A 24,530-nucleotide genomic window follows, 5' to 3' on the forward strand; every position below is an offset into this window, starting at 1 on the left:
TGCTTCAGCCTCCGGCGCGCTTGACGGTGTGGCCCTGCTTCACGAGGGCCGCGATCACCAGTTCGCGGTGATCGCCCTGGATCTCGATGGTGCCGTCCTTCACCGTGCCACCCGAGCCGCAGGCCGTTTTCAGCTGTTTGCCCACCGCCGCGAGCGCCGCGGCGTCCAGGGCGAGGCCCTTCACCACGGTCACGCCCTTGCCTTTGCGGCCCTTGGTCTCGTGCGATACACGCACAATGCCGTCCGTGGCCGGCGCGCGCGCCTTCAGTTCCTTGCAGCGGCATTGCGCCATCGGTGCACGGCAATCGGGGCACATGCGGCCGCCCGCCTCGGTGGAATACACCAGCGCGCTGGCCTGATTGCTTTTCGTCGTCGCCATTCGATCCATCTCTTCCGTATCCGGGTTTCTCTTCTCTCTGTCTGCTCACATGCCATTCGACTCACTGGGCCTGGCCCCCGCGCTCGTGCAGGCCGCCGCCGAAAGCGGCTATGCCGCGCCGACCGCCATCCAGGCCGCGGCCATCCCCGCAATTCTGCAGGGCCGCGACGTGCGCGGCTCGGCGCAGACCGGCTCCGGCAAGACCGCCGCATTTTCCCTGCCGCTGCTGCAGCGCCTGGCGGCCGAACCCGCGCTGTCGCCGCGCCGCGTGCGCGCACTGGTGCTCGTGCCCACGCGCGAACTCGCGGCCCAGGTCGGCGAAACCATGCGCAGCCTGGCGCAGCACCTGCCCGACCGTCTGAAGATCGCGATCGCCTTCGGCGGTGTCTCGATCAACCCGCAGATGATGAGCCTGCGCGGCGGCGCCGACATCGTCGTCGCCACGCCCGGCCGGCTGCTCGACCTGGTCGAGCACAACGCGCTCAAGCTGGGGGCTGTGTCGATGCTCGTGCTCGACGAGGCCGATCGCCTGTTCGACCTCGGCTTTGCCGAAGAGCTCGGCCGCATCCTCGCGCTGCTGCCGGCCCAGCGCCAGAACCTGCTTTTTTCCGCCACCTTTCCGCCCGCCATCCAGTCGCTGGCCGACGGCATGCTGCGCGATCCCGCGGTCATCGACGTGCAGGGCGAACCGGGCACCGAGCCGAACATCGTGCAGCGCGTGATCGAGGTCGATGCGAACCGCCGCACGCAGCTCCTGCGCCATCTCCTGAAAGAGAACGAGTGGGAGCGCGTGCTGGTGTTCGTCGCCACGCAGCACTCGGCGCAGATCGTGGCCGAGAAGCTCTATAAGAACGGCGTCTACGCGGTGCCCTTCCACGGCGACATCGCGCAGGGCACGCGCACCGGCATCCTTGCGCAGTTCAAGGAGAGCCGCTGGGACGTGGTGATCGCGACCGACCTCGCGGCGCGCGGCATCGACATCGCGCAGCTGCCGGTGGTCATCAACTACGACCTGCCGCGCTCGCCCACCGACTACATCCATCGCATCGGCCGCACGGGCCGCGCGGGCGAAAGCGGCCTGGCGATCAGCTTCGTGAGTGCATCGACCGAAGCGCACTTCCGCCTGATCGAAAAGCGCCAGGGCCTGAGCCTGCCGCGCGAGCGCATCGAAGGGTTCGAGCCGACCGAGGTGGCGGTGCCGCTGGTCGATGCGTCGGGCACGGGCGGCATCAAGGGCAAGCGGCCGAGCAAGAAGGACAAGCTGCGTGCGGCGGCGCAGGCCGCGCAGCAAGGCAAGGGCGAGGCCGGCGAAGAGCGCTGACAGCTACGCGCTGCGAAACGACGCCGACGGATGCTTCGCCAGTTCGCACAGCAGCAGCGTCCAGGCCCGCGCACCTTGCTGGATCGACGCCAGCCTGAAGAACTCGTTCGGCGCATGCACGTCTTCGTCGGGCAGGTTGAAGCCGAACATCAGCGTGTCGATGCCCAGCATCTCCTTGAAGATCGATGTGATCGGCACGCTCGCGCCGAGCCGCACGTGGATGGCCCGGCGGCCGGTCTCGCGTTCGAGCACGGCCTCGGCAGCGCGCACCAGCGGATGGTCGGGGGCGAGGGTTGATGCGGGCGAGCCGTCGTTCATCGCCACCACGTCCAGCGCACAACCTGCGGGGCACTGCGCCTGCAGATGGCGCAACACCGCGCGGATGACCGAGGCCGGGTCCTGCCCCTCGACCACGCGCGTCGTGAGCTTGGCCGTGGCCTCGCAAGGCACGATCGTCTTGCCGCCGTCGTCGGTGTAGCCGCCCCACAGGCCGTTGACATCGAGGGCCGGGCGCAGCGTGATGCGCTCGCGCGCGGTGTATTCGGGCTCGCCGTGCGCGCTGCCGCCGACGTCTGAAAAGAACGCCGCCTCGTCATAGGGGAACGCCGCGGTGTCGGCTCGCTGCTTCTCGCTGGGCGGCATCGCGCCTTCGTAGAAGCCTTCCACCGCCACGCCGCCATCGGCGCGATGCAGCGACGCGACCAGCCGCGCCATCTCGTGCAACGCATTGCGCACGCTGCCGCCGTAGCGGCCGGAATGCAGGTCCTTGCCGGCCGTGCGCAGGCGCACTTCGAGTTGCGCATTGCCGCGTGCACCAGTGTTGATCGTCGGCACGCCGGCGCTCGCGCGGCCGCCGTCGGCCGACAGCACCGCATCGGCCTGCAGCAGGTCGCGATGGCGCTCGACGAGCGTTCGGAGCGACGGGCTGCCAGTCTCCTCTTCCCCTTCGAGGAACACCTTGATGTTGACGGGGCACCCGCCCTGCACCGTGAGGAAGGCCGCGACCACTTCGAGCGCGATGGTCGTGGAGCCCTTCACGTCCGAGGTGCCGCGCCCGTAGAGCCGGCCATCCACTTCCGTCGGCTCGAAGGGCGGCGTGCGCCACTGGTCGATGGGGTCGGCGGGCTGCACGTCGTAGTGGCCGTAGACCATCAGCGTGGGCTTGCCCGGCGCGCCGCGCCATTCGCCGTACACGGCGGGCTCGCCGCCGCCGTCCAGCAGGCGCACGTCGGCGAGGCCGATCTGCTGCAGCCGCTCGACCAGGAAGCCGCGCGCGTCATGCATGCCCGCCGCGAACGACGCGTCCGCGCTGACGCTCGGAATGCGCAGGAAGCGCTTGAGCCACGCCACGATGTCTTCCTGGCGGGATGCGAGGTGATCGATGACGGTTTGTGATTCGTTCATGGGATGCCGTCGTGTCTCGTCTCAGTACTGCGCGGGGAACACGTCCGGCCCCCACAGCGTGTCGCACTTGTGCGTGTGCTCGAACGCGTTGCTCGATGTCTTGATCGCGGGGTAGCTGAAATCGATCAGGGCGCGGTCGGCTGCTCCCATGAAGCGCGGCCAGCGTGTCGCGATGTTGCGGCCATCGCCGTTCGGATCGCCGTTCTTCGCGAAGTTCAGGAGGTACGCGACCATCTGCGCCGCGAGCGCCTTGCGCTGCGCGGTCGTACCTGCATCGGGCGTTGCGCCTGCCTGGTCGAAGTAGGGATAGGTGCCGAGCGCATCGGTCGTGCCGGTCAGGTAAAAGCTGTCCATGCCGTGCGCGGTGCCGTGGTAGAAGGACGCCGGGTTCGCGGGAAACGACAGCTGCGGATCGGTCAGCTCCCAGCCGTACACGGGCACCCACGCCGACAGCGCATCGCGGCGCGCGCTGTTGCCGCAGGCGTACATTGCATCGCCGATGGCCCGCGCCACACCTTGCGCAGGTACCGCGTAGCTGGAGACCGGATACGCCGCTTCGATCGCCTTGGTGTCGAAGCCGGCCGGTGCCAGCCCGCGCAGGTAGAACGGATAGACCGCTGCGTCCAGCTTCGTGTCCACGAAGAGCGTGCCCTCGTCGTAGACGCCCCCGATCATCACGGGCACCTGGTTGAAATTGCCGGTGAGGAACGCGCGCGAGGGCACTTGCGTGAGGATCTGCGCGTCCACTGTGGGCCGCCATTTCAGCCCGCCTTGCGCGAGCAGCGCCGAGACCGGCAATGCGCGCAGGCAGGCAACCACGTCGGCGGCGTTGCTGCAACCCAGGTTCGCCACCGCGGTATCGCCCACGGCGAGCGCGTTTTCCATGCTCGGGTTCGAATACTCCGCTCCGCCACCGCTTTGCATCACGGCCCGGTGGAACAGCCCCTTGGCCTTGGGCGACTGCAGCAGCGAGAAGCTCTGCGTCGCGCCCGCCGAAGTGCCCCAGAGCGTGACGTTGCCGGCATCGCCGCCGAAGGCCGCGATGTTCCGCTGCACCCAGCCGAGCGCGGCGAGCTGGTCCATCACCGCGAAATTGCCGAGGCTGCCGTCCCTGTTCGCGGCGCGCAGCGCCTTGTTCGCGAGATAGCCGAGCGCGCCGAGCCGGTAGTTGAAGCTCACGACGACCACGCCCTGCTTCGCCAGCGGGCTCGGGCCCATGGCGCCCGAACCGAGCGTGAAGGCGCCGCCGTGGATATAGAAGACCACGGGCAGCCTGTCGCTGGGCTTCGCGCCCGCGGGCTTCCACACGTTCAGGTAGAGGCAGTCTTCGGACGACGAAGGCTCTGCGCCGGGCGCCTGCGCGCAGGCGCTGCCGAACGCAGTGGCCTTCAGCGTGTCGGCATGGGTGGATGGTGCTTGCGGCGGCGCCCAGCGCAATGCGCCCACCGGCGGCTGCGCATACGGGATGCCGAGGAAGGAGACGACATCGGCCGCGGCATTGCCCGCGACCTTGCCTTCGGTCGTCGTCGCGATGGCGGGGTCCGGCGCCGAGGGCGGTGCGGTGGGCGCGGGGCCTGCTGCCGGCGGCAGCAATGGCGTGAAGCCTGGGCCGTCACCGCCGCCGCCGCAGGCGGACAGCGACAGCGCGATGAGCAGGGCGAGGCAATGTCTCGTCGATGGAGTTGTCATGGATGCACCTCTTATTGGGATCGAACGGCGGTTCACTGCGACTCGTAGCCGATGGACTTGACGAGTTCGCGGTAGCGGGCGATCTCGGCCGCGTAGAACTTCTCTCCCGCTTCGAGGCTCATCGGCTCGAACACGGTCTTGGCCTGCGACTCGAGCTGCGCACGCGCGTGGGGATTGCGCAGCGATGCGGCAATGGCCGCGTTGAGCTTTTCGGCGATCGGCCGGGGCGTGCCCTTGCGGACCATGTACGAGGTCCAGATGCCGAACTCGAAACCCTTCATCGTCTTGCTGTCGGCGCTCGACTGCACGGCGTCGAACGGCGGCGGCAGGTTGTTCTTGCCGGACAGCGAGCCGACGACCCGCAGCCGGCCCTGTCGTGCGTAGTCCGCATAGAAAGCCTGGTAGGGCATGAAGGCGAAATCGATCTGCCCGCCGAGCAGGTCCTGCAGCAGCGGCGCGCCGCCCTTGTAGGGCACATGCGTGGCTGGTGCGCCGATGCGCTTGGAGAACAGTTCTCCCAGCAGGTGGTACAGCGTGCCGGGGCCCGTCGAGCCGTAGGTGAGCGGCGCCTCCTTGCGCGAACGCGCGAGCTCGACCAGCTCGTCGAGCGAATGGACCGGCAGCTTGCTGCCGACCACCACCACCAGCGGCGAGGTGGCCACCGGCGCGATCCACTGGAAGTCTTCCGGCTTGTACCGGACGGCCTTGTTGACCAGGCCCGAGAGGATCAACTCGCTGGGCGAGCCCTGGAACAGGAAGTAGCCATCGGCCGGCGCCGCCAGCACCTTGCCGGCGGCGATCGCACCGCTCGCGCCGCCTAGGTTCTCCACGATCAATTGCCCGCCGAGTTCCTTGCCGATCAGGTCGTTGAGCGCCCGTGCGGTGAAGTCGCTCGCCGCGCCCGCGGGGTAGGGGACCATCATCGAGATCACTTTCGACGGGTAGGGCGCCTGCGCCATCGCGGCCGTGCCGCAGCCGAAAAATGCGGCCCCCGCGAGGAGCCAATGACCGAGCCGTTTCATGCGATTTCCTGGGTCCAAAGTAGTAGCGATGGATGCTAGGAATCAGGGTTTCATCTGTCCAATGCATTGTTTTTGTAATTACCATGAGGTTCTCTCATGAACCTCCAGCAGCTCGACCATCTGCTTGCGCTCGCCGAAACGGGCTCGTTCAGCCGCGCGTCCGAGAAGGTGCACCTCACGCAGCCGGCGCTCAGCCGCAGCATCCAGATGCTCGAGCAGGAGCTGGGCATGCAGTTGGTCGACCGCGTTGGCAAGCGCAACGAGCTCACGCCCTTCGGCGCGATGGTGCTGGCGCGCGCCAAGCGCATCTCGGCGGAGGCGCATGAGCTCAAGCGCGCCGCCGCGCTGCTCGCCGAGGGGCAGGCCGGCTCGGTGCGGCTGGGTTTCGGCGCGGCGCCGAGCGCGTTGTTCTCGGCACCGCTCCTGATCCACATGTTGCGCAATCACCCGCGCGTGGGCGTGCAGTTGCATGGCGGCGGGCCGGAGCTTCAGCTCGCCGCGCTGCGCGCGCGGGCCATCGACGCCGTGGTGCTCACCTACCGCGCGGTCTCACCGAGGGGAGACCTGCACATCGATGTGCTGCCGACGATGCGCTCGGGCTTCGTCTGCCGGCGCGGGCATCCGTTGCTGCAGCAGGGGGCATCGGCGGTGCGCTTCGGCGACCTCACGCGGTATCCGGTGATCTCGACGATGGTGAGCGACGACGTGGCGCGCCTCCTCGTCGAGCGCTACGGCAGTGAGGCGAGCCCGCAGCGCTGGCTGCATGTGTCGTCGGAAGAAATCGGCGCGCTGATCGAAGCCGTGCGCAACACCGATGCGATCTTCCTCGGCGTGCTCGCGGCCACGCGTGCATTGCTCGACAGCGGCGAGCTGGTGGAGCTGAAGGTCGACCCGGCCGCGGGCCTGAATGCCCAGTTCGCCTTCGTCACGCTCGAAGGCCGGACCGAAGCGCCGGCGCTGCAGCTCGTGCGTTCGTTCTGCGTCGATCTGGCGCGGGCCGAATCGGAAGCGGCCCGCGGCTAGCGCCTCACTCTGCCGCGTAGTCCACCTGGTGCCGCGCGATCCGCAGATCGCCCAGCTCCTCGCGCACCCGCAGATGCGCGGGATGCGTGGCATAGCCGTCGAGCGATGCCTGGCTGTCGAACTCGCTGTAGAGCACCACGTCGCAGGCGTAGCCGATGCGGCTCGAATCGACGCCCACCTCGAGGTGCAGCAATCCGGGGATCTGGCCGCGCAGCGATTCGAACTTGCGCTTGAGCAACTGCGAGGCCTCTGCCTTTTCTTCCGATGATTCGCCGCGCAGGTCCCACATCACGATGTGCTTGAACATGGTGCGGGGCTCGCTCATTCGGTCGGCGGAAAACCGGCCTTCTGCGGCCAGAGATTCGTGAAGGGCAGCACCGAGCCCGATGCGTAGACGCCGGCGCGCGTGAACGGCTCGTCGGCTTGCCATTGCTGTGCCGCCTCGCGGCTCGCGAAGTCGATGGCCAGCAGGCTGCCGATCAAGGTCTTGCCGTCGTCGGACAGCAGCGGCCCGGCGAAGGCGATGCGGTCGGCCACCTGGGCCAGGTAGGCCTTGTGCGCGGGGCGGATCGCGGTGCGAAGCGCGGTGGAATCGGGCTTGTCGAGGAGATGGAAAACAAAGATCAAGGCGGCTCCGACGTCATGCGGTGAAGGGGGCGCTGCAAGTCGACCCCGGTGTGCGGCCGATGGTAAGCACGCGCCGCACGAAAGGCCATGCCTTGCACGCCTCGCCGATGAAGAACAGTTTTCCGTTTAAGGAAACACGGGATGCCGCTACAGCCAGCCGAGCTGCCGCGCCGCCAGCTCCTTCATGATCTCCTCGGCGCCGCCGCCGATCATCATCACCTTGACCTCGCGATAGATGCGCTCACTCACCGTGCCGCGCATGAAGCCCATGCCGCCGAGGATCTGCACCGCCTGGTCGGCGCAGAACTGCATGGTCTGCGTCGCATGGTTCTTGAGCATGCAGACCTGCGCCACCCATTCGGGCGCGTTGAAGCGGCCGGCCGCTTCATGCGCATCGCCCTCGGCGGACACCGCCTCGAGCCATGCCTCGGTGGACGCGATGCGCATCTGCATGTCCACCAGCTTGTGGCGCACCGCCTGGTGTTCGATGAGCGCGGCGCCGAAGGTCTTGCGCTCGCGCGACCAGGCCAGCGCTTCGTCGAGACAGGCCTGCGCGAAGCCGAGCGCACCCGCCGCGAGACCGATGCGCTCGCCGTTGAAGTTGCTCATGATGATGCGGAAGCCCGAACCTTCGTCGCCGAGCAGATAGCGCGCCGGCACGCGCACGTTGTCGAAGTGCAGCGTCGCGGTGTCGGAGCACAGCCAGCCCATCTTCGCGAGGCGCGTGCGCGTGAGGCCAGGCGCATCGCCGGGTACCAGCAGCATCGAGACGCCGCCCGCGCCGCGCCCTTCGCCGGTGCGTACTGCCACGGTGATCCAGTCGGCGCGCATGCCCGAGGTGATGAAGGTCTTCTCGCCGTTCAGCACGTAGTGATCGCCGTCGCGCTTTGCTGTGGTGCGCAGCGCGGCCACGTCGGAGCCCCCACCGGGCTCGGTGATCGCGAGTGCCGCGATCTTCTCGCCGCGCAACACCGCGGGCACGACCTCGCGCCGCACATCGTCGCTCGCATGCAGCACCACCGGCGGCAGGCCGATGTTGTGGGAGAACAGGCTCGCGAGCACGCCGCCGCTCTTGCCGTGGCGAGCGAGCGCGATCCATGCGGGAAGCTTGAGCGAATACGAGGCCGGCGTGCCGCCGAATGCCTCGGGATAGCCGAGACCGAGCAGCCCGAGCTCCGCGGCGCGGGTGTAGAGCGCGCGCGGAAACTCCCCCGCGTCGTCCCACGCCTGCACGTTCGGCGCGATCTCGCTCTCGGCAAAGCGCCGCACCGTGTCGGCGAGCGCCGCGCGATCTGCCTGCAGTTCGGCGTCCATGCGTGCTTCAGCCGCGTGGCGGCCGCTTGGCGATGCCCATCGTCTTCGCGAGGATGCCCAGCATCACTTCGTCCGCGCCGCCGCCGATCGAGCCGAGTCGGCCGTCGCGATACAGCCGCGAGACGCGGTTCTCCAGCGTGAAGCCCATGCCGCCCCAGAACTGGAGGCAGGTGTCGGACACCTGCCGCGTGAGCCGCCCGGTCTTGAGCTTGGCCATCGAGGCCAGCTCGAGCACGTCCTCGCCCTGCACATGCAGGTCGCAGGCGCGGTAGGTGAGGGCGCGCAGCGCTTCCACCTCGGTCTTGAGTTCGGCCAGCTTGAACTGCACCCATTGCTGGTCGGCCAGCGTGCCGCCGAACATGTGGCGCTGCTGCGCCCATTCGATGGTCTGCGCGATGCAGTCTTCCATCGGCTCGAGCGAACTGGCCGCGGCCCAGAGGCGCTCCTCCTGGAACTGCTGCATCTGGTAGATGAAGCCCTGTCCCTCCTCGCCGATACGGTAGCGCTGCGGCACGCGCACGTTGTCGAAGTAGATGAGCCCGGTGTCGCTCGAGTTCATGCCGATCTTGCGGATCTTCTTCGCCTTCTCGATGCCCGGAAGGTTCATCGGCACCATCACGAGCGACTTGTTGCGGTGCACCGGGCCATCGCTGGTGTTGACCAGCATGCACATCCAGTCGGCCTGCAGGCTGTTGGTGATCCACATCTTCTGGCCGCTGATGAGGTAGTCGTTGCCGTCCTTGCGCGCATGGCTCTTGAGGCCGGCCACATCGCTGCCCGCGCCGGGCTCGCTCACGCCGATGCAGCCGACCATGTCGCCCGCGATGGCGGGTGCGAGGAACTCGCGGCGCAGCTCGTCGCTGCCGAAGCGCGCGAGCGCGGGCGTGCACATGTCGGTCTGAACGCCGATGGCCATCGGCACGCCGCCGCAGCTGATGTGGCCGAGTGCCTCGGCCATCGCCATCGCATACGAGTAGTCGAGCCCGGCGCCGCCGAAGGCCTCGGGCTTGTTCAGGCCGAGAAGGCCGAGGTTGCCGAGCTTCTTGAAGACTTCGTGCGCGGGAAAGATCTCGGCCTCTTCCCATTCGTCGACGTGCGGGTTGATCTCCTCGTCGATGAAGCGGCGCAGCGTCTTCTGGATCTCGAGGTGTTCGTGGGTGTACTGCATTCGATTGTCTCCGATCAGTCGTTCGTTTCTTTGTCCTGGAACACGCGCGGCGTCTGCGCCAGATGGAAGCCCTCGAAGGGCCGCACCGCCCGTCGTTGCCGCGCCGCTGCATCCGGCAGCGCCATCGGCCACCCCATGCGCACCTGCGGCCGCGCGCCGTCCACGCGCAGCACGCTGCCGCTGATGAAGCTCGCCGCGGGGCTCAGCAGGAAGGCGATGGCCGCGGAGGTCTCGGCCTCGTTGCCGAAGCGGCCTGCGGGCACGGTCTTGCGCATGGCGCGCAGCATGTCGCCGGCCTCGGGCGGGTAGTGGTCCATGCCGCTCGAGGCGATGTAGCCGGGCGCGACCGCGTTCACGCGCACGCCGCTCGCGGCCCATTCGAGCGCGGCCGTCTCGGTGAAGCTCACCATGCCCGCGCGCGCGGCGCCGCTGTGGCCCATGTTGGGCATCGAGCCCCACATGTCGGCCACGATGTTCACGATGGCGCCGCCGTTGGCCTGCATGCTCTGCACGAAGCATTCGCGCGCAACGAGGAAGCCGCCGGTGAGGTTGGTGTGGATCACCGCTTCCCAGCCCTTGGCGGTGATGGCGGCGAGCGGCGTGATGTACTGGCCGCCGGCGTTGTTGACGAGGCCGTCGATGCGGCCGTGTGCTGTGACGACTTCGGCAATCGCCGTGCGCACGGCTTCTTCCTGGCGGATGTCGAAGGCTTGAATGCTCGCCTTGCCGCCGGCCTTTGTGATCTCTGCCTGCACCAGCTGCAGCTTCTCGGTATTGCGCCCGACGAGAACGACCTGCGCACCGAGCGATGCGAGTTCGTGCGCGGTGCAGCGGCCGATGCCCGAGCCTCCGCCGGTGACGACGATCACCTGCCCGTCGAAGAGGCCGGGCGAGAACACGGATCGATAGCGAGAGGGGGCGTTCATGCGAAGGCTTTCAGAAAATCGGGAAGAGGGCGGCGGGCGGCGTCATGCGTCGGCGATCTCCGCCACCACGTGGCGTGCGGCCACTTGCGCGCCTACCGCCACATGCAGCGCGGCGACGCGGCCGGCACGCGGCGCACAGTGCACATGCTCCATCTTCATCGCTTCGAGCGTGACGAGGGGCTGGCCGGCGGCGACCGTGTCGCCCTCGGCGGCCAGCAGCGCGATGACGCGGCCGCTCATCGACGCGCGCAGCAGGCCGTCGCCGCCCGCGGCACCGGCACGGGGCACTGCCACATGCGTGAGATTCTCGAGCTCTAAGGACTGGCCGCGGAAGTGAATCCAGAGGTGAGTGGCGGACTCGCGCACCGACATGGCTTGCTCGGAAACACCGCTGCACGAGAAGCGCACGACGCCGTCGCCGGGCAGTGCAAGCAGTTCGATGCGCTCGGGCGCAGTCGCATCGAGTGCGACATCGAAACCGCCTCCGCCCTGCGGCGTCACGCGCGCCGCATGCACCTTGCCGTTGAGCGAGAAACGCAGGGCGTTGGGCAGCGTGTGCGCGAGTGGTGAAGGCCAGCCGCGTTCGCCGAGCTGGAGCAGCAGCGCGGCCAGCATCGCGGCGTGAATTTCCGTAGTGTTGTCGGGCGCAAGCAGTGCCTCGGCATGCGATGCGATGAACGCCGTCGTCGCCGCGCCCCCGGCAAACACCGGATGCGACAGCGCTCGCTGCAGGAACTGCTGGTTGGTCGCGATGCCGAGCGCCACCGTGTCGTGCAGGCCGGCGATCAGACGCTGCCTCGCTTCGTCGCGGGTGCGGCCGTGCGACACCAGCTTGGCGATCATCGAGTCGTAGAACGGAGGCACCGCTGCGCCATCGCGCAATGCATGCTCGGTGCGCAGGGCCGGTGAGGGCCGCCATGCTGCGAGCGTGCCGCTCTGCGGCATGAAGCCCTGCTGCGGGTCTTCGGCGCACAGGCGCACTTCGATCGCGTGGCCGCGCATGCGCACGTCCTGCTGCGTGAGCGGCAACGGTTCGCCGGCCGCAACGCGCAGCTGCAGTTCAACCAGGTCGAGCCCGGTCACCGCCTCGGTCACCGGATGCTCCACCTGCAGCCGCGTGTTCATTTCCATGAACCAGTACTGGCCCTCGGCATCGAGCAGGAATTCGAGCGTGCCCGCGCCTTCGAAGGCGATGGCCTTCGCCGCCGCGACCGCCGTCGCACCCATGCGTTCGCGCAATCCGACAGACACAGCCGGCGAGGGCGATTCCTCGATCACCTTCTGATGCCGCCGCTGCACCGAGCAGTCGCGTTCGCCGAGGTGGATGGCGTTGCCGTGCCGGTCGGCGAACACCTGGATCTCGATGTGGCGCGGCGCGACGATCGCGCGCTCCAGGATCACGGTGGCATCACCGAAGGCGTTGAGCGCTTCGGACTGCGCGCTCTGCAGCAGTTCGGCAAAAACCGAGGCCGACGGCACCAGCCGCATGCCGCGCCCGCCCCCGCCAGCGGTCGCCTTGATCATCACGGGCCAGCCGATGCGCGCGGCTTCCGCAGCAAGCGTGGACGGGCTCTGGTCTTCGCCCTGGTAGCCGGGAATGCATGGCACGCCGGCCGCTTGCATCAGCCGCTTGGCGCCGGCCTTGTCGCCCATCGCGCGGATGGCTTCGGGCGAGGGGCCGATGAAGACCAGGCCCGCATCGCGGCAGGCCTGTGCGAACGCCGGGTTCTCTGCGAGAAAGCCATAGCCGGGGTGCACGGCCTGTGCGCCGCTCGCACGCGCGGCCTCGATGATCGCGGCGATGTTCAGGTAGCTCTGCGCGGGCAGCGATTCGCCGATCCACACCGACTGATCGGCTTGCCGCACATGCTCCGCCTCGGCGTCGGCACTCGAATACACGGCCACGGTGCGGTAGCCCATGGCGCGCGCGGTGCGCATCACGCGGACCGCGATTTCGCCGCGGTTGGCGACAAGGATCTTGTTGAATCCGCTCATGGCCGCGCCACCGAGAACTGCATCGCCTGCGGCACGCGCGCATCGGCATCGCGGCAGATCGACAGCGCTTCGGCCAGCACCGCGCGCGTGTCGCGCGGATCGATCACGCCGTCGTCCAGCAGCAGCGCGCTGGTGGTGAACACGCTCATCTGCCGGTCGAAGCGCTCGACGACCTGCTGCTGCATCGCGTCGATCTTCGCGGTGTCGACCGCGCCCTTGCGCGCCATGCCGGCCTCCATGACGATGGCCATGGTCTTCGCAGCCTGTTCGCCGCCCATCACCGCGGTGCGCGCGTTGGGCCACGAGAAGCAGAAGCGCGGCGCGAAGCCGCGCCCGCACATGCCGTAGTTGCCCGCGCCGTACGAGGCGCCGCAGTGCAGCGTGATCTGCGGCACCGTCGCGTTGGTCACGGCCTGGATCATCTTGGCGCCGTGCTTGATGATGCCGGCCTCCTCGTGCGCGCGGCCCACCATGTAGCCGGTGATGTTCTGCAGGTAGACGATGGGCGTGCGCGACTGGCAGCAGGCCTGGATGAAGTGCGTGGCCTTGGTCGCGCCGTCGGAGTCGATCGGGCCGTTGTTGGTGACGATGCCCACTGCATGCCCTTCGAGCCGGATGTGGCCGCAGACGGTGGCGCTGCCGTAGTGCTCGCTGAATTCGAGGAACTCGGAGCCGTCGGCAATGCGCGCGATGACCTCGCGCATGTCGACCGGCCGGCGCCCGTCGCTGGGCATGATGCCCAGCAGGTCTTCGGCGTCGTAGCGCGGTGGGGTGAATTGGCGCGGGGCTTCGTCGCGAGCCCAGTCGATGCCGCCGAGGATCGAGCGCGCGATGCGGATGGCGTCGCGGTCGTCTTCGGCAAGGTAGTCGCCCAGGCCCGAGATGTGGGTGTGCATCACGGCGCCGCCCAGTTCTTCTTCCGTCGCGATCTCGCCGGTGGCGGCTTTCAACAGCGGCGGACCTGCGAGAAAGGCCCGCGTGCGGTCGCGCACCATCACGATGTAGTCCGACAGGCCCGTCTGGTAGGCGCCGCCCGCGGTCGAGGAGCCGTGCGTCACTGTCACCACCGGCAATCCCGCGGCCGAGAGGCGCGCGAGGTTGCGGAAGATGCTGCCGCCGCGCACGAAGTCCTGCACGCGGTACTGCATGAGGTTGGCGCCGGCGCTTTCGACCAGCTGCACGTAGGGCAGCTTGTTCTCGAGTGCGATCTCCTGCACGCGCAGTTGCTTGTCCAGGCCCATGGGCTGCAACGCGCCGGCGTCGATGCCGGAATCGGAAGCGCTGACCATGCAGCGCACGCCCGCGACCTGGCCGATGCCGGAGATCAGGCCGCCGCCGGGCACGCTCTTCGAGAGGTCGGGGTTGTCATGGCCGAGGCCCGCGAGCGAGGCCAACGGCAGGAAGGGCGCGCCGGTGTCCAGCAGCAGTGCGACACGTTCGCGCGGCAGCAGCTGGCCGCGCTTGGCGAATCGCTCGGCCGAGGCGCCCGAGGCGGCCGCGGCGCGGGCCTCGTGTGCGCGCACCTGGCCGAGCAGCGCGAGCATGCCGGTGCGGTTGGCCTGGAAGGTGTCGCTGGCCGATGGCAGCCGGGATTCGATGACGGGCATGGGGTCTGTGCAGCTCGCTGGTTTTTTCGCTCTGCACAGACTGTAGGGACCGGGCCTCCCGCCCGCTTGCGCCAACTAGCTGGTGCGGGCGCGCTGCGGTGCGGTGGGTGCGTCGAGGCTGCTGCCGGTGACCACCCAGAAGATGAAGATCAGCACCGCGCCGGCCGTGCCGAACACCGACAGGCCCATGTAGCTGCCGCCAATGGCAAGCGCATCCGTGGGTGCCGCGGCCGTGCAGACCATGCTGGCGGCGCTCATGCCCACGTAATGCATCGTGCAGACCGCCACGCCCATCACCGCGGCCGCCGCGATCTGGTGGCTGAGCTTGCGCAGGTTGAAGGCCAGCCACAGGGCGGCCGCGGCGGCGGTGATGGCGATCGCCACCGACAGCGCGACGGTGCCCATGTCGAACTCCATCGAGGCGCGCATGTTCATCGCGAACATGCCCATGTAGTGCATCACGCACACGCCGAGCCCCGCCAGCAGGCTGCCGGCGAGCCAGCCGGGCTTGCTGAACTTGCGCCGGCCCCCGGCCAGGTAGAGGGCGATGCCGGAAATGAGGATGGCCGCCACCAGCGACACGATCGTCAGCGGCATGTTGTACGAGATGGCCACCGGCAGCCGGTACGCCAGCATGCCGATGAAGTGCATCGACCAGATGCCGATGCCGCCCAGCGCCACCGCGGCGCAGGCCACGACGGCGAGGTTGGGCTTGCCGTCCGCGCCGACCATGCGACCCGCGCAGATCAACGCCACCAGCGATCCCGCGAACGAGATGAGGAACGAAAGCGCCACCAGCCCCAGGGAGTACTCGGGCGACAGCAACTGGCCTACGACGAGGGGAGTCATGCGTTTTTTCCTTTCAGAGAAACGCCTGCGGGGCCCCGGAAACCGGATGTGAGCGGGGCACCAAAACGGCGTCCCGGCCAGTTTGTAATATTTGTTTTTAAAAGTAAATCGAAATCTGTACTTATCGTTACCCTACCTTACGGCGCGGATTCGATATATCGCATTGTTGCGATCGGCACTCATGTAGACCGTGCCGTCGGCGCCCACGGCCACGCCCGTCACCACGTAGGGCGGCGGGAGTCCGGGCCCGGGCGCGAGGCCGATCGGCAGGTTTTCGGCGATGGTCCGGCGGGTGCCGTTGGCCGGGTCGATCTCCACCAGCCGCCGCGCCGCGCTTTCGGCCACGACGAAAGTGCCCCACGGCGTCTGCGCCACGCCCTCGGGCAGCGCGAGGCCGTCGGCAATGGTGCGCAGCGGCGCGCTGGCATCGAGCGGAATGCGCAGCAGCTTGCCGGCGGCCTCGGTGACGTAGAGCGCACCGTCTTGGCCGATGACCATCTGCACCGGGCCGCTCAGCCCGCTAGCAAGCACTGACTTGTCTGCAAACTTCGGCCCGCTGGCGCGCGTGATGCTGCCGGTGGCGATCTCGGCATAGATCACGCTGCCGTCGGGCATGGGGATCGCGTCGAACGGCGCCTTCAGCCCGTGGATGGTTTCCACGGTCTTGAGCGTCTGGCGGTCGACCAGCTGGACCGTGCCGGTGAACCACGAGGTCAGCGCGAAGCGCGTGGGCGAGAGGCCGACCGCGAAGGGATAGTCGAGCTCCGGCTCGCGCTGCATGCGGAACACGTCGCGCACTTCGCCGGTGCGCACGTCCACCCGCCGGAAGCCGAAGACATCGGCCACCCAGAGGTCGTTGCCGTCGATCTTCAGGCCCGCGGGCACCGCCACCTTGCCGCTGGTGAGGGTGCGCAGGTCGCCGGTGGCGGGGTTGAAGGCCTGCACCTCGTTGTTGGCCATGTTCGACACGTAGATCGTGCCGTCGGGCGCGATGACGAGGTTGTCGAGCGAGGGCCGAAGCTGCTTCGCGACGGTCTTGTTGCCGGTGGCGAGCGCCACCCGCACCAGCTCGCCGCTGCGCGCATCGACCACCCAGAGGTTGCCCTTGCCGTCGAGATTGGCCGCGGCCGGGATTTTGAAACCTTCCGCGATCACGGTCATGTGGCCGTTCGCCGGATCGATCTTCACGACCTGGCCCTTGAACCACAGCGGCCCGTAGAGCAGGCCGTCGGGCCCGACCTCGAAGCCGTTGAAGCCGCCCATGTCCTTCTTGATGAGCCGCGGCGGCTTCTGGCCGGCGCGGTCGATCTCCCACAGCGCATCGCCCAGGAACACCTGCGAGGCGTAGAGCTTGCCGCTCCGGCGGTCGAAGTCGAGTGAGTTGAGGCCGGGCAGGTCCTTGGCGAGCACGCGCATCGGCGCGGTGTCGCTCTCGCGGTAGCGCAGCATGCCCATGAGGTAGTTGGTCCACGCCAACTCGCCCTGGGGGCCCACCGCGATGTCGTCGGCCTGGCCTTCGGGTGCGTCGATCAGCACCTTGGCCGCGCCGGTGGTGCGGTCGACCTCCCACAGCGTGTTGCCGAGCACCGAGCCCGCAAGCAGCCGGCCCTTCGCATCGATGGCCAGGCCGTGCACGCCCGAGAACGACGACGGCGGCACCAGCGCCTCGGGCGCGGCCCACGAGGTGGGCCGGGTGGTGAGGGGGGAAAGCGCCGGTGCGGGTGTCGGCGAGAGAGCAGGCACGGACGTGGGCGCAGGCGGTGCGACCGTGCTGCAGGCACCCAGCAGGGCGAGCGTGGCGATCAGCGCGGCGACGGCGCGGAGCGGGCAACGGGGCATGTCTTCTTCTCCTTCTTTGCGAATGCGCGCGCAGTCTAGAAGGAGGAAGGGGTGGCGGTGCAGTCTTTCCCGCGACATGCGGACTTTCGTCCGCTGCGGATTACCCGCGCAGCAACTGCGTGACGGTGTGGATCACGAGGCCTACCAGCCCGCCCACCAGCGTGCCGTTGATGCGGATGAACTGCAGGTCGCGCCCGATGTGCCGCTCCAGCTCCACCGTCATCTCCTCGGCGTTCCACTCGCCGACCCGCTCCTCGATGTAGCGGCGGATGTCCTCGCGGTAGCGCTCGATCGCCAGCGGCGCGGCGGCCTCGATCTGTTCGTTGATCCAGTGGCGGATGGCCTCGTCGGCCTGCAGCCGCGTGCCCAGCGCGCCGGCCATCGACGCGATGCGCTGGCGGATCGTCGAATCGCTGCGGCGCAGGTCATCGTCCAGCCACGCGAGCAGTTCGCCCCAGAGCCCGTGCAGGTAGTCGCCCAGGGCCGGGTGCGCCATCAACTCGGCGCGGATCTGCTCGCCGCGCTGCTGGAACTCGGGGTCCAGCTTCAGGCGCACCACGAAGTCGTCGACGAAGTGGTCGAAGCGCTTGCGCATCGGGTGGTCCGGCTCGGCCGCCAGCTCGCCGATGGTGTGGGCCACGGCGGCCACGATCTTGCGCGTGGCGAGCTTGGCGGCCACCTGGTCGAGGCCCACGTAGCGCAGCGTCTTGATCTCGCGCGCGATCGCCTCGGTGATGTGCGCCTGCACCTCATCGCCTTCGAGCAGGCCCGCCACCTGCTGCAGCACGTCGTCGAGCAGCGCCTGGTGGCGCCCGCCCGCGGTCAGCGCATCGAGCGCCTGGCCGGTGAGGCGAGAGAGGTCGATCTTCGCGAGGCCTGCCGCGGCGGCGCGGCCCATGAAGTCGCGCACCCGTTCGTCGTCGAAGGCGGCCAGGCCGTAGCGCGTGGCGGCCACGCCCCATTCGCCCAGCTTCTGGCCGCTCGCGGGCCGCGCGAGCCAGTCGGCGATGCGGCCGGCGGTGTCGAACTCGCGCAGCTTGGCGAGCACCTGCGCGGTGCTCAGGAAGTTGTTGCAGATGAAGCCAGCGAGCTTGGCGCCGATGCGGTCCTTGTTGCTCGGGATGATCGCGGTGTGCGGAATCGGCAGGCCCAGTGGATGGCGGAACAGCGCCACCACCGCGAACCAGTCGGCAATCGCGCCGACCATCGCGGCCTCGGCGAACGCGGCCACATAGCCCCAGGCCGGATGCTGCGCGTGCAGCGCGCTGGCCAATGCGTAGAGCAGCGCCGCCGCGCACAGCAGGCCGAGCGCGACGCGCTTCATGCGCTGCAGCGCGATGCTGCTCTGGTCTTCAGCCAATGGTGTGAGAGGTTGCCAGCCGCTCCATGAACAACTCGCAGCGCGCAAGTTGCTCCAGGCTCACGAACTCGTCGGGCTGGTGCGCCTGCTCGATGCTGCCCGGGCCGCACACCACGGTGGGGATGCCCGCGTTCTTGAACAGGCCCGCTTCGGTGCCGAAGGCCACCAAGGTGGTGCGGTCCTCGCCCGCGAGGCGCTGCGCAAGCAACGTGACCGGGTCGCCGGCCGCACCGAGGAAGCTGGGAATCTCGCAGATCGTTTCGAACGTGAAGCCCGCATCGGGTGCCACCTTCTTCATCGCGGGCTCCAGACCCGCGGCGTAGGTCAGCACATCGGACTGCATGCGCTTGGCATCGGCCGTGGGCAGGTCGCGGAATTCATAGCGGAACTCGGCATCGCGCGGCACCACGTTGTCGGCGATGCCGCCGTGGAACTGGCCCACGCTCGCGGTGCTGAAGGGCACGTCGAAACCCTCGTAGCGCGGCTCGCTGCGCTCGAAGTCCTCGGCCATGTCGCGCACCTTGCCGATCACGCGTGCGGCCATCTCGATGGCGTTGACCGACTTGGGCGTGAGCGACGAATGCGCCTCCTTGCCCCGCACGCAGCACTTGTAGCGGTACACGCCCTTGTGCGCGATGGCCGGCACCATGCTGGTGGGCTCGCCCACGATGCAGGCGAGCGGCTTGATGCCGGCATCGCGCATGTCGGCGATGAGTTCCTTCACGCCGAAGCAGCCGATTTCTTCCTCGTAGCTGAAGGCGAAGTGCACCGCGAAGGGCGAGTCGCTTTCAAGGAAGCGCTTGGCGTTGGAGAGCGCGATGGCGATGAAGCTCTTCATGTCGGCCGAGCCACGGCCGTAGAGGCGCTCGTTCTGCACCACGGCCGAGAGCGGGTCGACGCTCCAGTCCTGGCCGTCCCAGGGCACCGTGTCGGTGTGCCCCGAAATGATCACCCCGGCCGGCTTGCCTTCGCCCAGCGTGGCGAACAGGTTCGCCTTGGTGCGCTCGGCGTTGTAGGTGATGCGGCTCTTCACGCCGAGGGCGGCGAGGTGGCTCTGCGCGAGGTCGATCAGCTGGAGGTTGCTGTTCGCGCTGATGGTGTTCATGCGCACCAGCGACTGGGCCAGCGCGAGGCTTTGGGGGGAAAGCGTATGGGGCATGCAACAGATTGTCCAAGAAGTCGGCGCCGCGCGCCGGCCGTTGCGCCGGCCGTCATCCGGAGCGGGTACGCTGCGCCATCTTTTGGATGGAGAAAAAGACCATGCGCACCCTTCAGATCGCCCTGACCGCCACCGCCGCCCTGTGCGTTGCGGCCTGCAGCGGCACCGGCCCCTCGGGCCCCGCCAAGCTCCTGACGCTGGACGGCAACCCGCCGCTGGTCATTGCCCACCGCGGCGCCTCGGGCTACCTGCCGGAGCAGACGCTGGAGGCCTACACGAAGGCCATCGAACTGGGTGCCGACGTGATCGAGATGGACCTGGTCTCCACCAAGGACGGCGTGCTGATCGCCCGCCACGACCCCAACCTGGCCATCAGCACCGACGTGGCCAGGCACCCCCGCTTCGCCTCGCGCAAGAAGACCATCAAGGTCGACGGCGAAACCCAGACCGGTTGGTTCAGCAACGACTTCACGCTGGCCGAGATCAAGACGCTGGGCGGCATTTCCACCGACGCCGAGCGCCCGCAGGAATTCAACGGCAAGTTCAAGATCGTGACCTTCCAGGAGATCATCGATTTCGCCAAGGCCAAGTCGAAGGAAACCGGCCGCACCATCGCGATCTATCCGGAGACCAAGAACCCGACCTATTTCCGCGACCTCGGCATGCCGATGGAGGACAAGGTCATCGCCGCCATCACCGCGGCCGGCTGGAACAGCAAGACCGCGCCGATCTACGTGCAGTCGTTCGAGCCCGGGAGCCTCAAGTACATGAAGGCCAAGGGCCTGAACACCAAGCTGATCCAGCTGATCGACGGCGACGGCATCGACATGAAGACCGGCGCCATGACCTATGCGATTCCGGTCGACCGCCCCTACGAATGGACGAAGGCCGGCGACACGCGCAACTTCGATGTCATGGTCACGCCGGCGGGCCTGGCCGAAATCAAGACCTATGCCGACGGCATCGGCCCCTGGAAGCGCTACATCGTGACCATCAAGGGCAGCGTCGGCCCCGACGGCAAGCCGCTGGACGTGAACAAGGACGGCAAGATCAACGACGCCGACGCCACCTCGGTCTCGCCCACCACGCTGATCGCCGACGCCCACAAGGCCGGCCTGTTCGTGCACCCCTTCACCTTCCGCAACGAGTCGCGCCGCCTGGCCGCGGACTACAACAAGGACGGCAAGAACGAGTACGCGATTTATTACAAGCTCGGCGTGGACGGCGTCTTCACCGACTTCACCGACACCGCGATCGCCGCACGCGCCGAGTACCTCAAGAGCATGGGCCGCTGACCGGGTTCTTGAACGCAGCCTGAGGGTTTGCCCGGCACGGTCTTTGCGGAGCAGGATGCAAAGCCTAGACTGTGCCCTATGAAACTCATCGATTCGCTCGTCACGCAGGCGGCCGGCATCGCCGCCGTCCGACGTGACCTCCACGCCCACCCTGAACTCTGCTTCCAGGAAGTCCGCACCGCCGATGTGGTGGCAGGCAAGCTCACCGAATGGGGCATTCCCATTCACCGCGGCCTCGGCACCACTGGCGTCGTCGGCATCGTCAAGAACGGCACCAGCAACCGCGCCGTCGGTCTTCGTGCCGACATGGATGCACTGCCCGTCACCGAGCTCAACACCTTCGCCCACGCCAGCAAGCACCACGGCAAGATGCACGCCTGCGGCCACGACGGCCACACCGCGATGCTGCTCGCAGCCGCCCAGCACCTGGCCAAGAACCGCAATTTCGACGGCACCGTCTACCTGATCTTCCAGCCGGCCGAAGAGGGCGGCGGCGGCGCCCGCGAAATGATCAAGGAAGGGCTCTTCGAGCAGTTCCCCATGGACGCGGTCTTCGGCATGCACAACTGGCCCGGCATGAAGGCCGGCCAGTTCGCGGTGAGCCCCGGCCCGGTGATGGCCTCGGGCAACAAGTTCCACGTCAACGTGATCGGCAAGGGCGGCCACGCCGCGCTGCCGCAGACCGGCGTCGACCCGGTGCCGATCGCCTGCGAGATCGTGCAGGCCTTCCAGACCGTCCTCACCCGCAAGATGAAGCCGACCGATTCGGCGGTGATCTCGGTCACCACCATTCATGCCGGTGAAACCAACAACGTGATTCCCGACAACTGCGAGCTGTCGGGCACGGTGCGCACTTTCTCCATCGAGGTGCTCGACATGATCGAAGCCAAGATGCGGCAGATCGCCGAGCACATCTGCGCGGCGCACGACGCGACCTGCGACTTCCGCTTCGATCGCTACTACCCGCCCACCGTCAACACCGAGGCCGAAGCCAACTTTGCGCGCGGCGTGATGGCCGGCATCGTCGGCGCGGAAAACGTGCTGAAGCAGGAAGCAGCCATGACCTCGGAAGACTTCGCCTTCATGCTGCAGGCCAAGCCCGGCGCCTATGCCTTCATCGGCAACGGCGATGGCGCGCACCGCGACGTGCACCACGGGGAGGGTCCATGCACGCTGCACAACGCGAGCTACGACTTCAACGACGACCTGATCCCGCTCGGCGCCACCTGCTGGGTGCAGATCGCCGAGCAGTTCCTGAACAAGCCGGGCGGCAACGTCTCATGATCGGCATCGGCGAGGCCTTTTCGCCGCGCTACGCCCAGGCGCGCCAGAAATTCCTGCAAGGCTGCGTGAGCGCGGGCCTCACCGTAGAGCCGCATGCGCATCCGCTCAAGGGGCGCGACGGTGAAGACCTCTCGATGGACGTGGCGCTGGACGGCGATGCGAACGCCGAGCGCCTGTTGATCGTCTCCAGCGCCTGCCATGGTGCCGAAGGCCATTGCGGCAGCGGCGTGCAGGTGTTCGCGCTGCACGATGCCGAATGGCGCGACAAGGCCAAGGCGCAGGGCGTGGCGGTGCTCTACGTGCACGCGCTCAATCCGCACGGCTTTTCGTACGGCCGGCGCGTGACGCACGAAAACGTCGACCTGAACCGCAATTTCATCGATTTCTCCAAGCCGGTGCCGGTCAACGAGGCCTACGCCAAGCTGCATCCGCTGCTGCTGCCCGACACCTGGCCGCCCACGCCGGAGAACCAGGCGGCCGTCGAGAAGTGGATCGAAAAGCACGGTGCCACCGCCTACCAGGCAGCGGTCACCAGCGGGCAATATCAGTTCGACGACGGGCTCTTCTTCGGCGGCAAGGCGCCGACCTGGAGCAACAAGACCATCCGCGGCGTGCTGCGCCGCCATGCCGGCAGCGCAAAGCGCATCGCCTGGATCGACCTGCACACGGGGCTCGGCCCCAACGGCCTCGGCGAGCGCATCTATGCAGGCAAGGACGACAAGGTCGCCTATGGCCGCGCGAACGCCTGGTGGGGCACGCCCGCGGCGCCCGTCACCTCGATCTACGACGGCTCATCGACTTCGGCGCTGCTGCGCGGGCTGATGTGGGATTCGGTGTACGAGGAATGCCCGCAGGCCGAATACACCGGCATCGCGCTCGAATACGGCACGCTGCCGATCCTGGAAGTGACCGGCGCGCTGCGCGCCGACCACTGGCTGCACAAGCACCCCGATGCACCGGCCGACCTGGCCGATGGCATCCGCGCGCGGATGCTCGAGGCGTTCTACACGGACACCGATGCCTGGCGCGGGCAGATCGTCAGCCAGGCGCGGCAGGCGATGTTCCAGGCTGTGGACGGCCTGAGCGGCTGACCCGGAACCGCTAGGTCCGAACCCGCCCGTCTCCCGTCAGCATCGACAGCTCGACGAACTTCGACCCCACGTGGTTCTTCGCCGAGAACGACACCTCGAACCCACCGAACTGCTGCCGGTCGATGCTCTCCAGCCCTGCGACAAGGCTGTCCCGCGTGACCTTGCCCGAGGCCTTCCGCAGCCCCTCGGTCAGCACCTTCGCGGCCAGGTAGCCCTCCATGCTCGAGAAGTTTGCGCTGGCCCCGCCGCCCGCCTTGCGCACGGCATCGACGAATTCGCGCGTGATCGCGTTGGCCGGGTTGTAGGGCGAAGGCACCACCTGCGTCACCATCACGCCCGCGGCTTCCTTGCCGAGCTCGTCCGCCAGCGCCTGCGTGCCGACGAACGACAGGTTGATGAAGGTGCCGCCGTAGCTCGCCTTGCGCGCCTCGCGGATGAACGCCGCGCAGGCCTTGTACGCGCCCACCTGCACCACCGCGTCGGGCCGCGCGCCCACGATGGCCTTCACCGCCTGCGCCACGTCGGCTGAATTGCGCTCGACCGTGGCCATCGCGATCGGCTTCAGATCCAGCTGCGACAGCGCCAGCGTCACCCCGTCGAGCCCGGCCTTGCCGTAGGCGTCGTTCTGGTAGAAGACCGCGATTTTCTTGAGCCCCAGGTGGGTGAGTTGCTTGACCATCAGCGCCGTCTCGTCGTTGTACGAGGCGCGCAGGTGGAACACGTTCTTGTGGAAGGGTTCGCGCAGCGACATCGCGCCGGTGAACGGCGCAATGAATGGCACCTTGTCCTTCACCGCCAGCGGCAGCGCGGCCAGGCTGGTCGGCGTGCCGATGTAGCCGAAGAGGGCAAACACGTCTTCTTCGATCAGCTTTTGCGTGTTGGCGGCGCAGCGGTCGGGTTCGTAGCCGTCGTCCAGGTTCTTGATCACCACGTTGCGGCGGCCGGGCTGGGCGTTGTACTGGTCCAGGAACACCTTGGCACCCTGGTGGAACTGGATGCCCAGCTGCGCGGCCGGACCGGTGAAAGGCGCGGACTGGCCGAGCACGAGGGGCGCTTCAGCCTGCGCCTGCGCGATACGGAAGCTGCCGAGCGTGGCGGCGGCCCCGAGGGCCAGAGAAAAATGCCTGCGATTCACCATTGTGAAAAACTCCCTCTGCGCCCGCTGCGCGTTTTCTCGC

21 protein-coding genes are annotated in these 24,530 nt (G+C 68.0%); 5 read left to right on the forward strand and 16 right to left on the reverse strand.

Features of this window, described 5'->3' with window-relative positions; translation table 11 throughout:
• Window positions 1-4: 4 nt before the first annotated feature.
• Complete coding sequence (locus tag GNX71_RS01885; protein WP_206176755.1) at window positions 5-379, reverse strand: translation initiation factor Sui1; 375 nt, start codon at window positions 377-379, stop codon at window positions 5-7.
• Window positions 380-428: 49 nt separating this feature from the next.
• Between GNX71_RS01885 and GNX71_RS01890 the strand changes: the two genes are divergently transcribed.
• Window positions 429-1,700 carry a DEAD/DEAH box helicase gene (locus GNX71_RS01890; protein WP_206176756.1) on the forward strand — a complete coding sequence of 424 codons (1,272 nt, stop codon included), beginning with the start codon at window positions 429-431 and terminating at the stop codon, window positions 1,698-1,700.
• A 3-nt stretch (window positions 1,701-1,703) separates the two neighbouring features.
• Here the strand turns inward: GNX71_RS01890 and GNX71_RS01895 are convergent, their stop codons facing one another.
• From GNX71_RS01895 to GNX71_RS01905, 3 genes are read right to left on the reverse strand one after another with little or no spacing between them, the layout of a single operon-like run.
• Entirely contained in the window at window positions 1,704-3,104 is a 1,401-nt protein-coding gene (locus GNX71_RS01895) for a dipeptidase (RefSeq protein ID WP_206176757.1), read from the reverse strand.
• A gap of 21 nt (window positions 3,105-3,125) precedes the next feature.
• Window positions 3,126-4,793: a carboxylesterase family protein gene (locus GNX71_RS01900; protein ID WP_206176758.1), complete on the reverse strand. Its 1,668-nt coding sequence runs from the start codon at window positions 4,791-4,793 to the stop codon at window positions 3,126-3,128.
• Window positions 4,794-4,825: 32 nt separating this feature from the next.
• Window positions 4,826-5,815 (reverse strand): tripartite tricarboxylate transporter substrate binding protein, encoded by a 990-nt coding sequence (locus GNX71_RS01905; RefSeq protein ID WP_206176759.1) that lies wholly within the window; start codon window positions 5,813-5,815, stop codon window positions 4,826-4,828.
• Window positions 5,816-5,911: 96 nt separating this feature from the next.
• Here GNX71_RS01905 and GNX71_RS01910 point away from each other — a divergent pair, with 96 nt between their 5' ends.
• Window positions 5,912-6,838 carry a LysR family transcriptional regulator gene (locus GNX71_RS01910; protein ID WP_206176760.1) on the forward strand — a complete coding sequence of 309 codons (927 nt, stop codon included), beginning with the start codon at window positions 5,912-5,914 and terminating at the stop codon, window positions 6,836-6,838.
• A gap of 4 nt (window positions 6,839-6,842) precedes the next feature.
• On the opposite strand, the gene GNX71_RS01915 is transcribed toward GNX71_RS01910, so the two are convergent.
• From GNX71_RS01915 to argE, 11 genes are all read right to left on the reverse strand, one after another.
• Window positions 6,843-7,163 (reverse strand): Dabb family protein, encoded by a 321-nt coding sequence (locus GNX71_RS01915; protein ID WP_241027131.1) that lies wholly within the window; start codon window positions 7,161-7,163, stop codon window positions 6,843-6,845.
• Window positions 7,160-7,465, reverse strand: a complete 306-nt coding sequence (locus GNX71_RS01920; protein WP_206176761.1) for a YciI family protein — start codon at window positions 7,463-7,465, stop codon at window positions 7,160-7,162. The genes GNX71_RS01915 and GNX71_RS01920 overlap by 4 nt, the downstream gene beginning before the upstream one ends.
• A 147-nt stretch (window positions 7,466-7,612) precedes the next feature.
• On the reverse strand, window positions 7,613-8,779 hold the full coding sequence (locus GNX71_RS01925) for an acyl-CoA dehydrogenase family protein (RefSeq protein ID WP_206176762.1): 1,167 nt from the start codon (window positions 8,777-8,779) through the stop codon (window positions 7,613-7,615).
• 7 nt (window positions 8,780-8,786) lie between these two features.
• Entirely contained in the window at window positions 8,787-9,947 is a 1,161-nt protein-coding gene (locus tag GNX71_RS01930; protein WP_206176763.1) for an acyl-CoA dehydrogenase family protein, read from the reverse strand.
• Between the two features lie 14 nt (window positions 9,948-9,961).
• Entirely contained in the window at window positions 9,962-10,873 is a 912-nt protein-coding gene (locus GNX71_RS01935; RefSeq protein ID WP_206176764.1) for an SDR family oxidoreductase, read from the reverse strand.
• Window positions 10,874-10,915: 42 nt separating this feature from the next.
• Entirely contained in the window at window positions 10,916-12,868 is a 1,953-nt protein-coding gene (locus tag GNX71_RS01940; RefSeq protein WP_206176765.1) for an acetyl-CoA carboxylase biotin carboxylase subunit, read from the reverse strand.
• Window positions 12,865-14,475, reverse strand: coding sequence for an acyl-CoA carboxylase subunit beta (locus tag GNX71_RS01945; protein ID WP_206176766.1), 1,611 nt, complete (start codon window positions 14,473-14,475; stop codon window positions 12,865-12,867). The genes GNX71_RS01940 and GNX71_RS01945 overlap by 4 nt, the downstream gene beginning before the upstream one ends.
• 75 nt (window positions 14,476-14,550) lie before the next feature.
• The gene (locus tag GNX71_RS01950; RefSeq protein WP_206176767.1) at window positions 14,551-15,324 is read right to left on the reverse strand and encodes an MHYT domain-containing protein; all 774 of its coding nucleotides are present in this window, start codon (window positions 15,322-15,324) and stop codon (window positions 14,551-14,553) included.
• Between the two features lie 132 nt (window positions 15,325-15,456).
• Window positions 15,457-17,163: a hypothetical protein gene (locus GNX71_RS01955; RefSeq protein WP_206176768.1), complete on the reverse strand. Its 1,707-nt coding sequence runs from the start codon at window positions 17,161-17,163 to the stop codon at window positions 15,457-15,459.
• Between the two features lie 100 nt (window positions 17,164-17,263).
• Window positions 17,264-18,523: a DUF445 domain-containing protein gene (locus GNX71_RS01960; RefSeq protein WP_241027132.1), complete on the reverse strand. Its 1,260-nt coding sequence runs from the start codon at window positions 18,521-18,523 to the stop codon at window positions 17,264-17,266.
• Window positions 18,516-19,682, reverse strand: a complete 1,167-nt coding sequence (argE, locus tag GNX71_RS01965; protein ID WP_206176769.1) for an acetylornithine deacetylase — start codon at window positions 19,680-19,682, stop codon at window positions 18,516-18,518. Before argE ends, GNX71_RS01960 begins: the two co-directional genes overlap by 8 nt.
• 101 nt (window positions 19,683-19,783) lie before the next feature.
• On the opposite strand from argE, the gene GNX71_RS01970 reads away from it, so the two are divergent.
• The 3 genes from GNX71_RS01970 (at window position 19,784) to GNX71_RS01980 (ending at window position 23,352) form a co-directional block, all read left to right on the forward strand.
• A complete protein-coding gene (locus GNX71_RS01970) occupies window positions 19,784-20,977 on the forward strand; it encodes a glycerophosphodiester phosphodiesterase (protein WP_206176770.1) in 1,194 nt (397 codons plus the stop codon).
• A 78-nt stretch (window positions 20,978-21,055) separates the two neighbouring features.
• Window positions 21,056-22,261 (forward strand): M20 aminoacylase family protein, encoded by a 1,206-nt coding sequence (locus GNX71_RS01975; protein ID WP_206176771.1) that lies wholly within the window; start codon window positions 21,056-21,058, stop codon window positions 22,259-22,261.
• Window positions 22,258-23,352, forward strand: coding sequence for a M14 family metallopeptidase (locus tag GNX71_RS01980; protein ID WP_206176772.1), 1,095 nt, complete (start codon window positions 22,258-22,260; stop codon window positions 23,350-23,352). The genes GNX71_RS01975 and GNX71_RS01980 overlap by 4 nt, the downstream gene beginning before the upstream one ends.
• A gap of 10 nt (window positions 23,353-23,362) precedes the next feature.
• Here GNX71_RS01980 and GNX71_RS01985 read toward each other — a convergent pair whose 3' ends face one another.
• A complete protein-coding gene (locus GNX71_RS01985) occupies window positions 23,363-24,490 on the reverse strand; it encodes an ABC transporter substrate-binding protein (RefSeq protein WP_206176773.1) in 1,128 nt (375 codons plus the stop codon).
• Window positions 24,491-24,530 lie beyond the last annotated feature (40 nt).

This window comes from Variovorax sp. RKNM96 (assembly GCF_017161115.1).
Lineage (GTDB): Bacteria > Pseudomonadota > Gammaproteobacteria > Burkholderiales > Burkholderiaceae_C > Variovorax.

Bases quoted from the DNA above. Each gene is read 5' to 3' on its own strand.
- GNX71_RS01935 (WP_206176764.1), bottom strand. From the start codon at position 10,873: ATGAACGCCCCCTCTCGCTATCGATCCGTGTTCTCGCCCGGCCTCTTC.
- GNX71_RS01895 (WP_206176757.1), bottom strand. From the start codon at position 3,104: ATGAACGAATCACAAACCGTCATCGATCACCTCGCATCCCGCCAGGAA.
- GNX71_RS01890 (WP_206176756.1), top strand. From the start codon at position 429: ATGCCATTCGACTCACTGGGCCTGGCCCCCGCGCTCGTGCAGGCCGCC.
- GNX71_RS01930 (WP_206176763.1), bottom strand. From the start codon at position 9,947: ATGCAGTACACCCACGAACACCTCGAGATCCAGAAGACGCTGCGCCGC.
- GNX71_RS01945 (WP_206176766.1), bottom strand. From the start codon at position 14,475: ATGCCCGTCATCGAATCCCGGCTGCCATCGGCCAGCGACACCTTCCAG.
- GNX71_RS01955 (WP_206176768.1), bottom strand. From the start codon at position 17,163: ATGCCCCGTTGCCCGCTCCGCGCCGTCGCCGCGCTGATCGCCACGCTC.
- GNX71_RS01905 (WP_206176759.1), bottom strand. From the start codon at position 5,815: ATGAAACGGCTCGGTCATTGGCTCCTCGCGGGGGCCGCATTTTTCGGC.
- GNX71_RS01985 (WP_206176773.1), bottom strand. From the start codon at position 24,490: ATGGTGAATCGCAGGCATTTTTCTCTGGCCCTCGGGGCCGCCGCCACG.
- GNX71_RS01950 (WP_206176767.1), bottom strand. From the start codon at position 15,324: ATGACTCCCCTCGTCGTAGGCCAGTTGCTGTCGCCCGAGTACTCCCTG.
- GNX71_RS01910 (WP_206176760.1), top strand. From the start codon at position 5,912: ATGAACCTCCAGCAGCTCGACCATCTGCTTGCGCTCGCCGAAACGGGC.
- GNX71_RS01885 (WP_206176755.1), bottom strand. From the start codon at position 379: ATGGCGACGACGAAAAGCAATCAGGCCAGCGCGCTGGTGTATTCCACC.
- GNX71_RS01915 (WP_241027131.1), bottom strand. From the start codon at position 7,163: ATGAGCGAGCCCCGCACCATGTTCAAGCACATCGTGATGTGGGACCTG.
- GNX71_RS01900 (WP_206176758.1), bottom strand. From the start codon at position 4,793: ATGACAACTCCATCGACGAGACATTGCCTCGCCCTGCTCATCGCGCTG.
- GNX71_RS01925 (WP_206176762.1), bottom strand. From the start codon at position 8,779: ATGGACGCCGAACTGCAGGCAGATCGCGCGGCGCTCGCCGACACGGTG.
- GNX71_RS01970 (WP_206176770.1), top strand. From the start codon at position 19,784: ATGCGCACCCTTCAGATCGCCCTGACCGCCACCGCCGCCCTGTGCGTT.
- argE (WP_206176769.1), bottom strand. From the start codon at position 19,682: ATGCCCCATACGCTTTCCCCCCAAAGCCTCGCGCTGGCCCAGTCGCTG.
- GNX71_RS01975 (WP_206176771.1), top strand. From the start codon at position 21,056: ATGAAACTCATCGATTCGCTCGTCACGCAGGCGGCCGGCATCGCCGCC.
- GNX71_RS01940 (WP_206176765.1), bottom strand. From the start codon at position 12,868: ATGAGCGGATTCAACAAGATCCTTGTCGCCAACCGCGGCGAAATCGCG.
- GNX71_RS01980 (WP_206176772.1), top strand. From the start codon at position 22,258: ATGATCGGCATCGGCGAGGCCTTTTCGCCGCGCTACGCCCAGGCGCGC.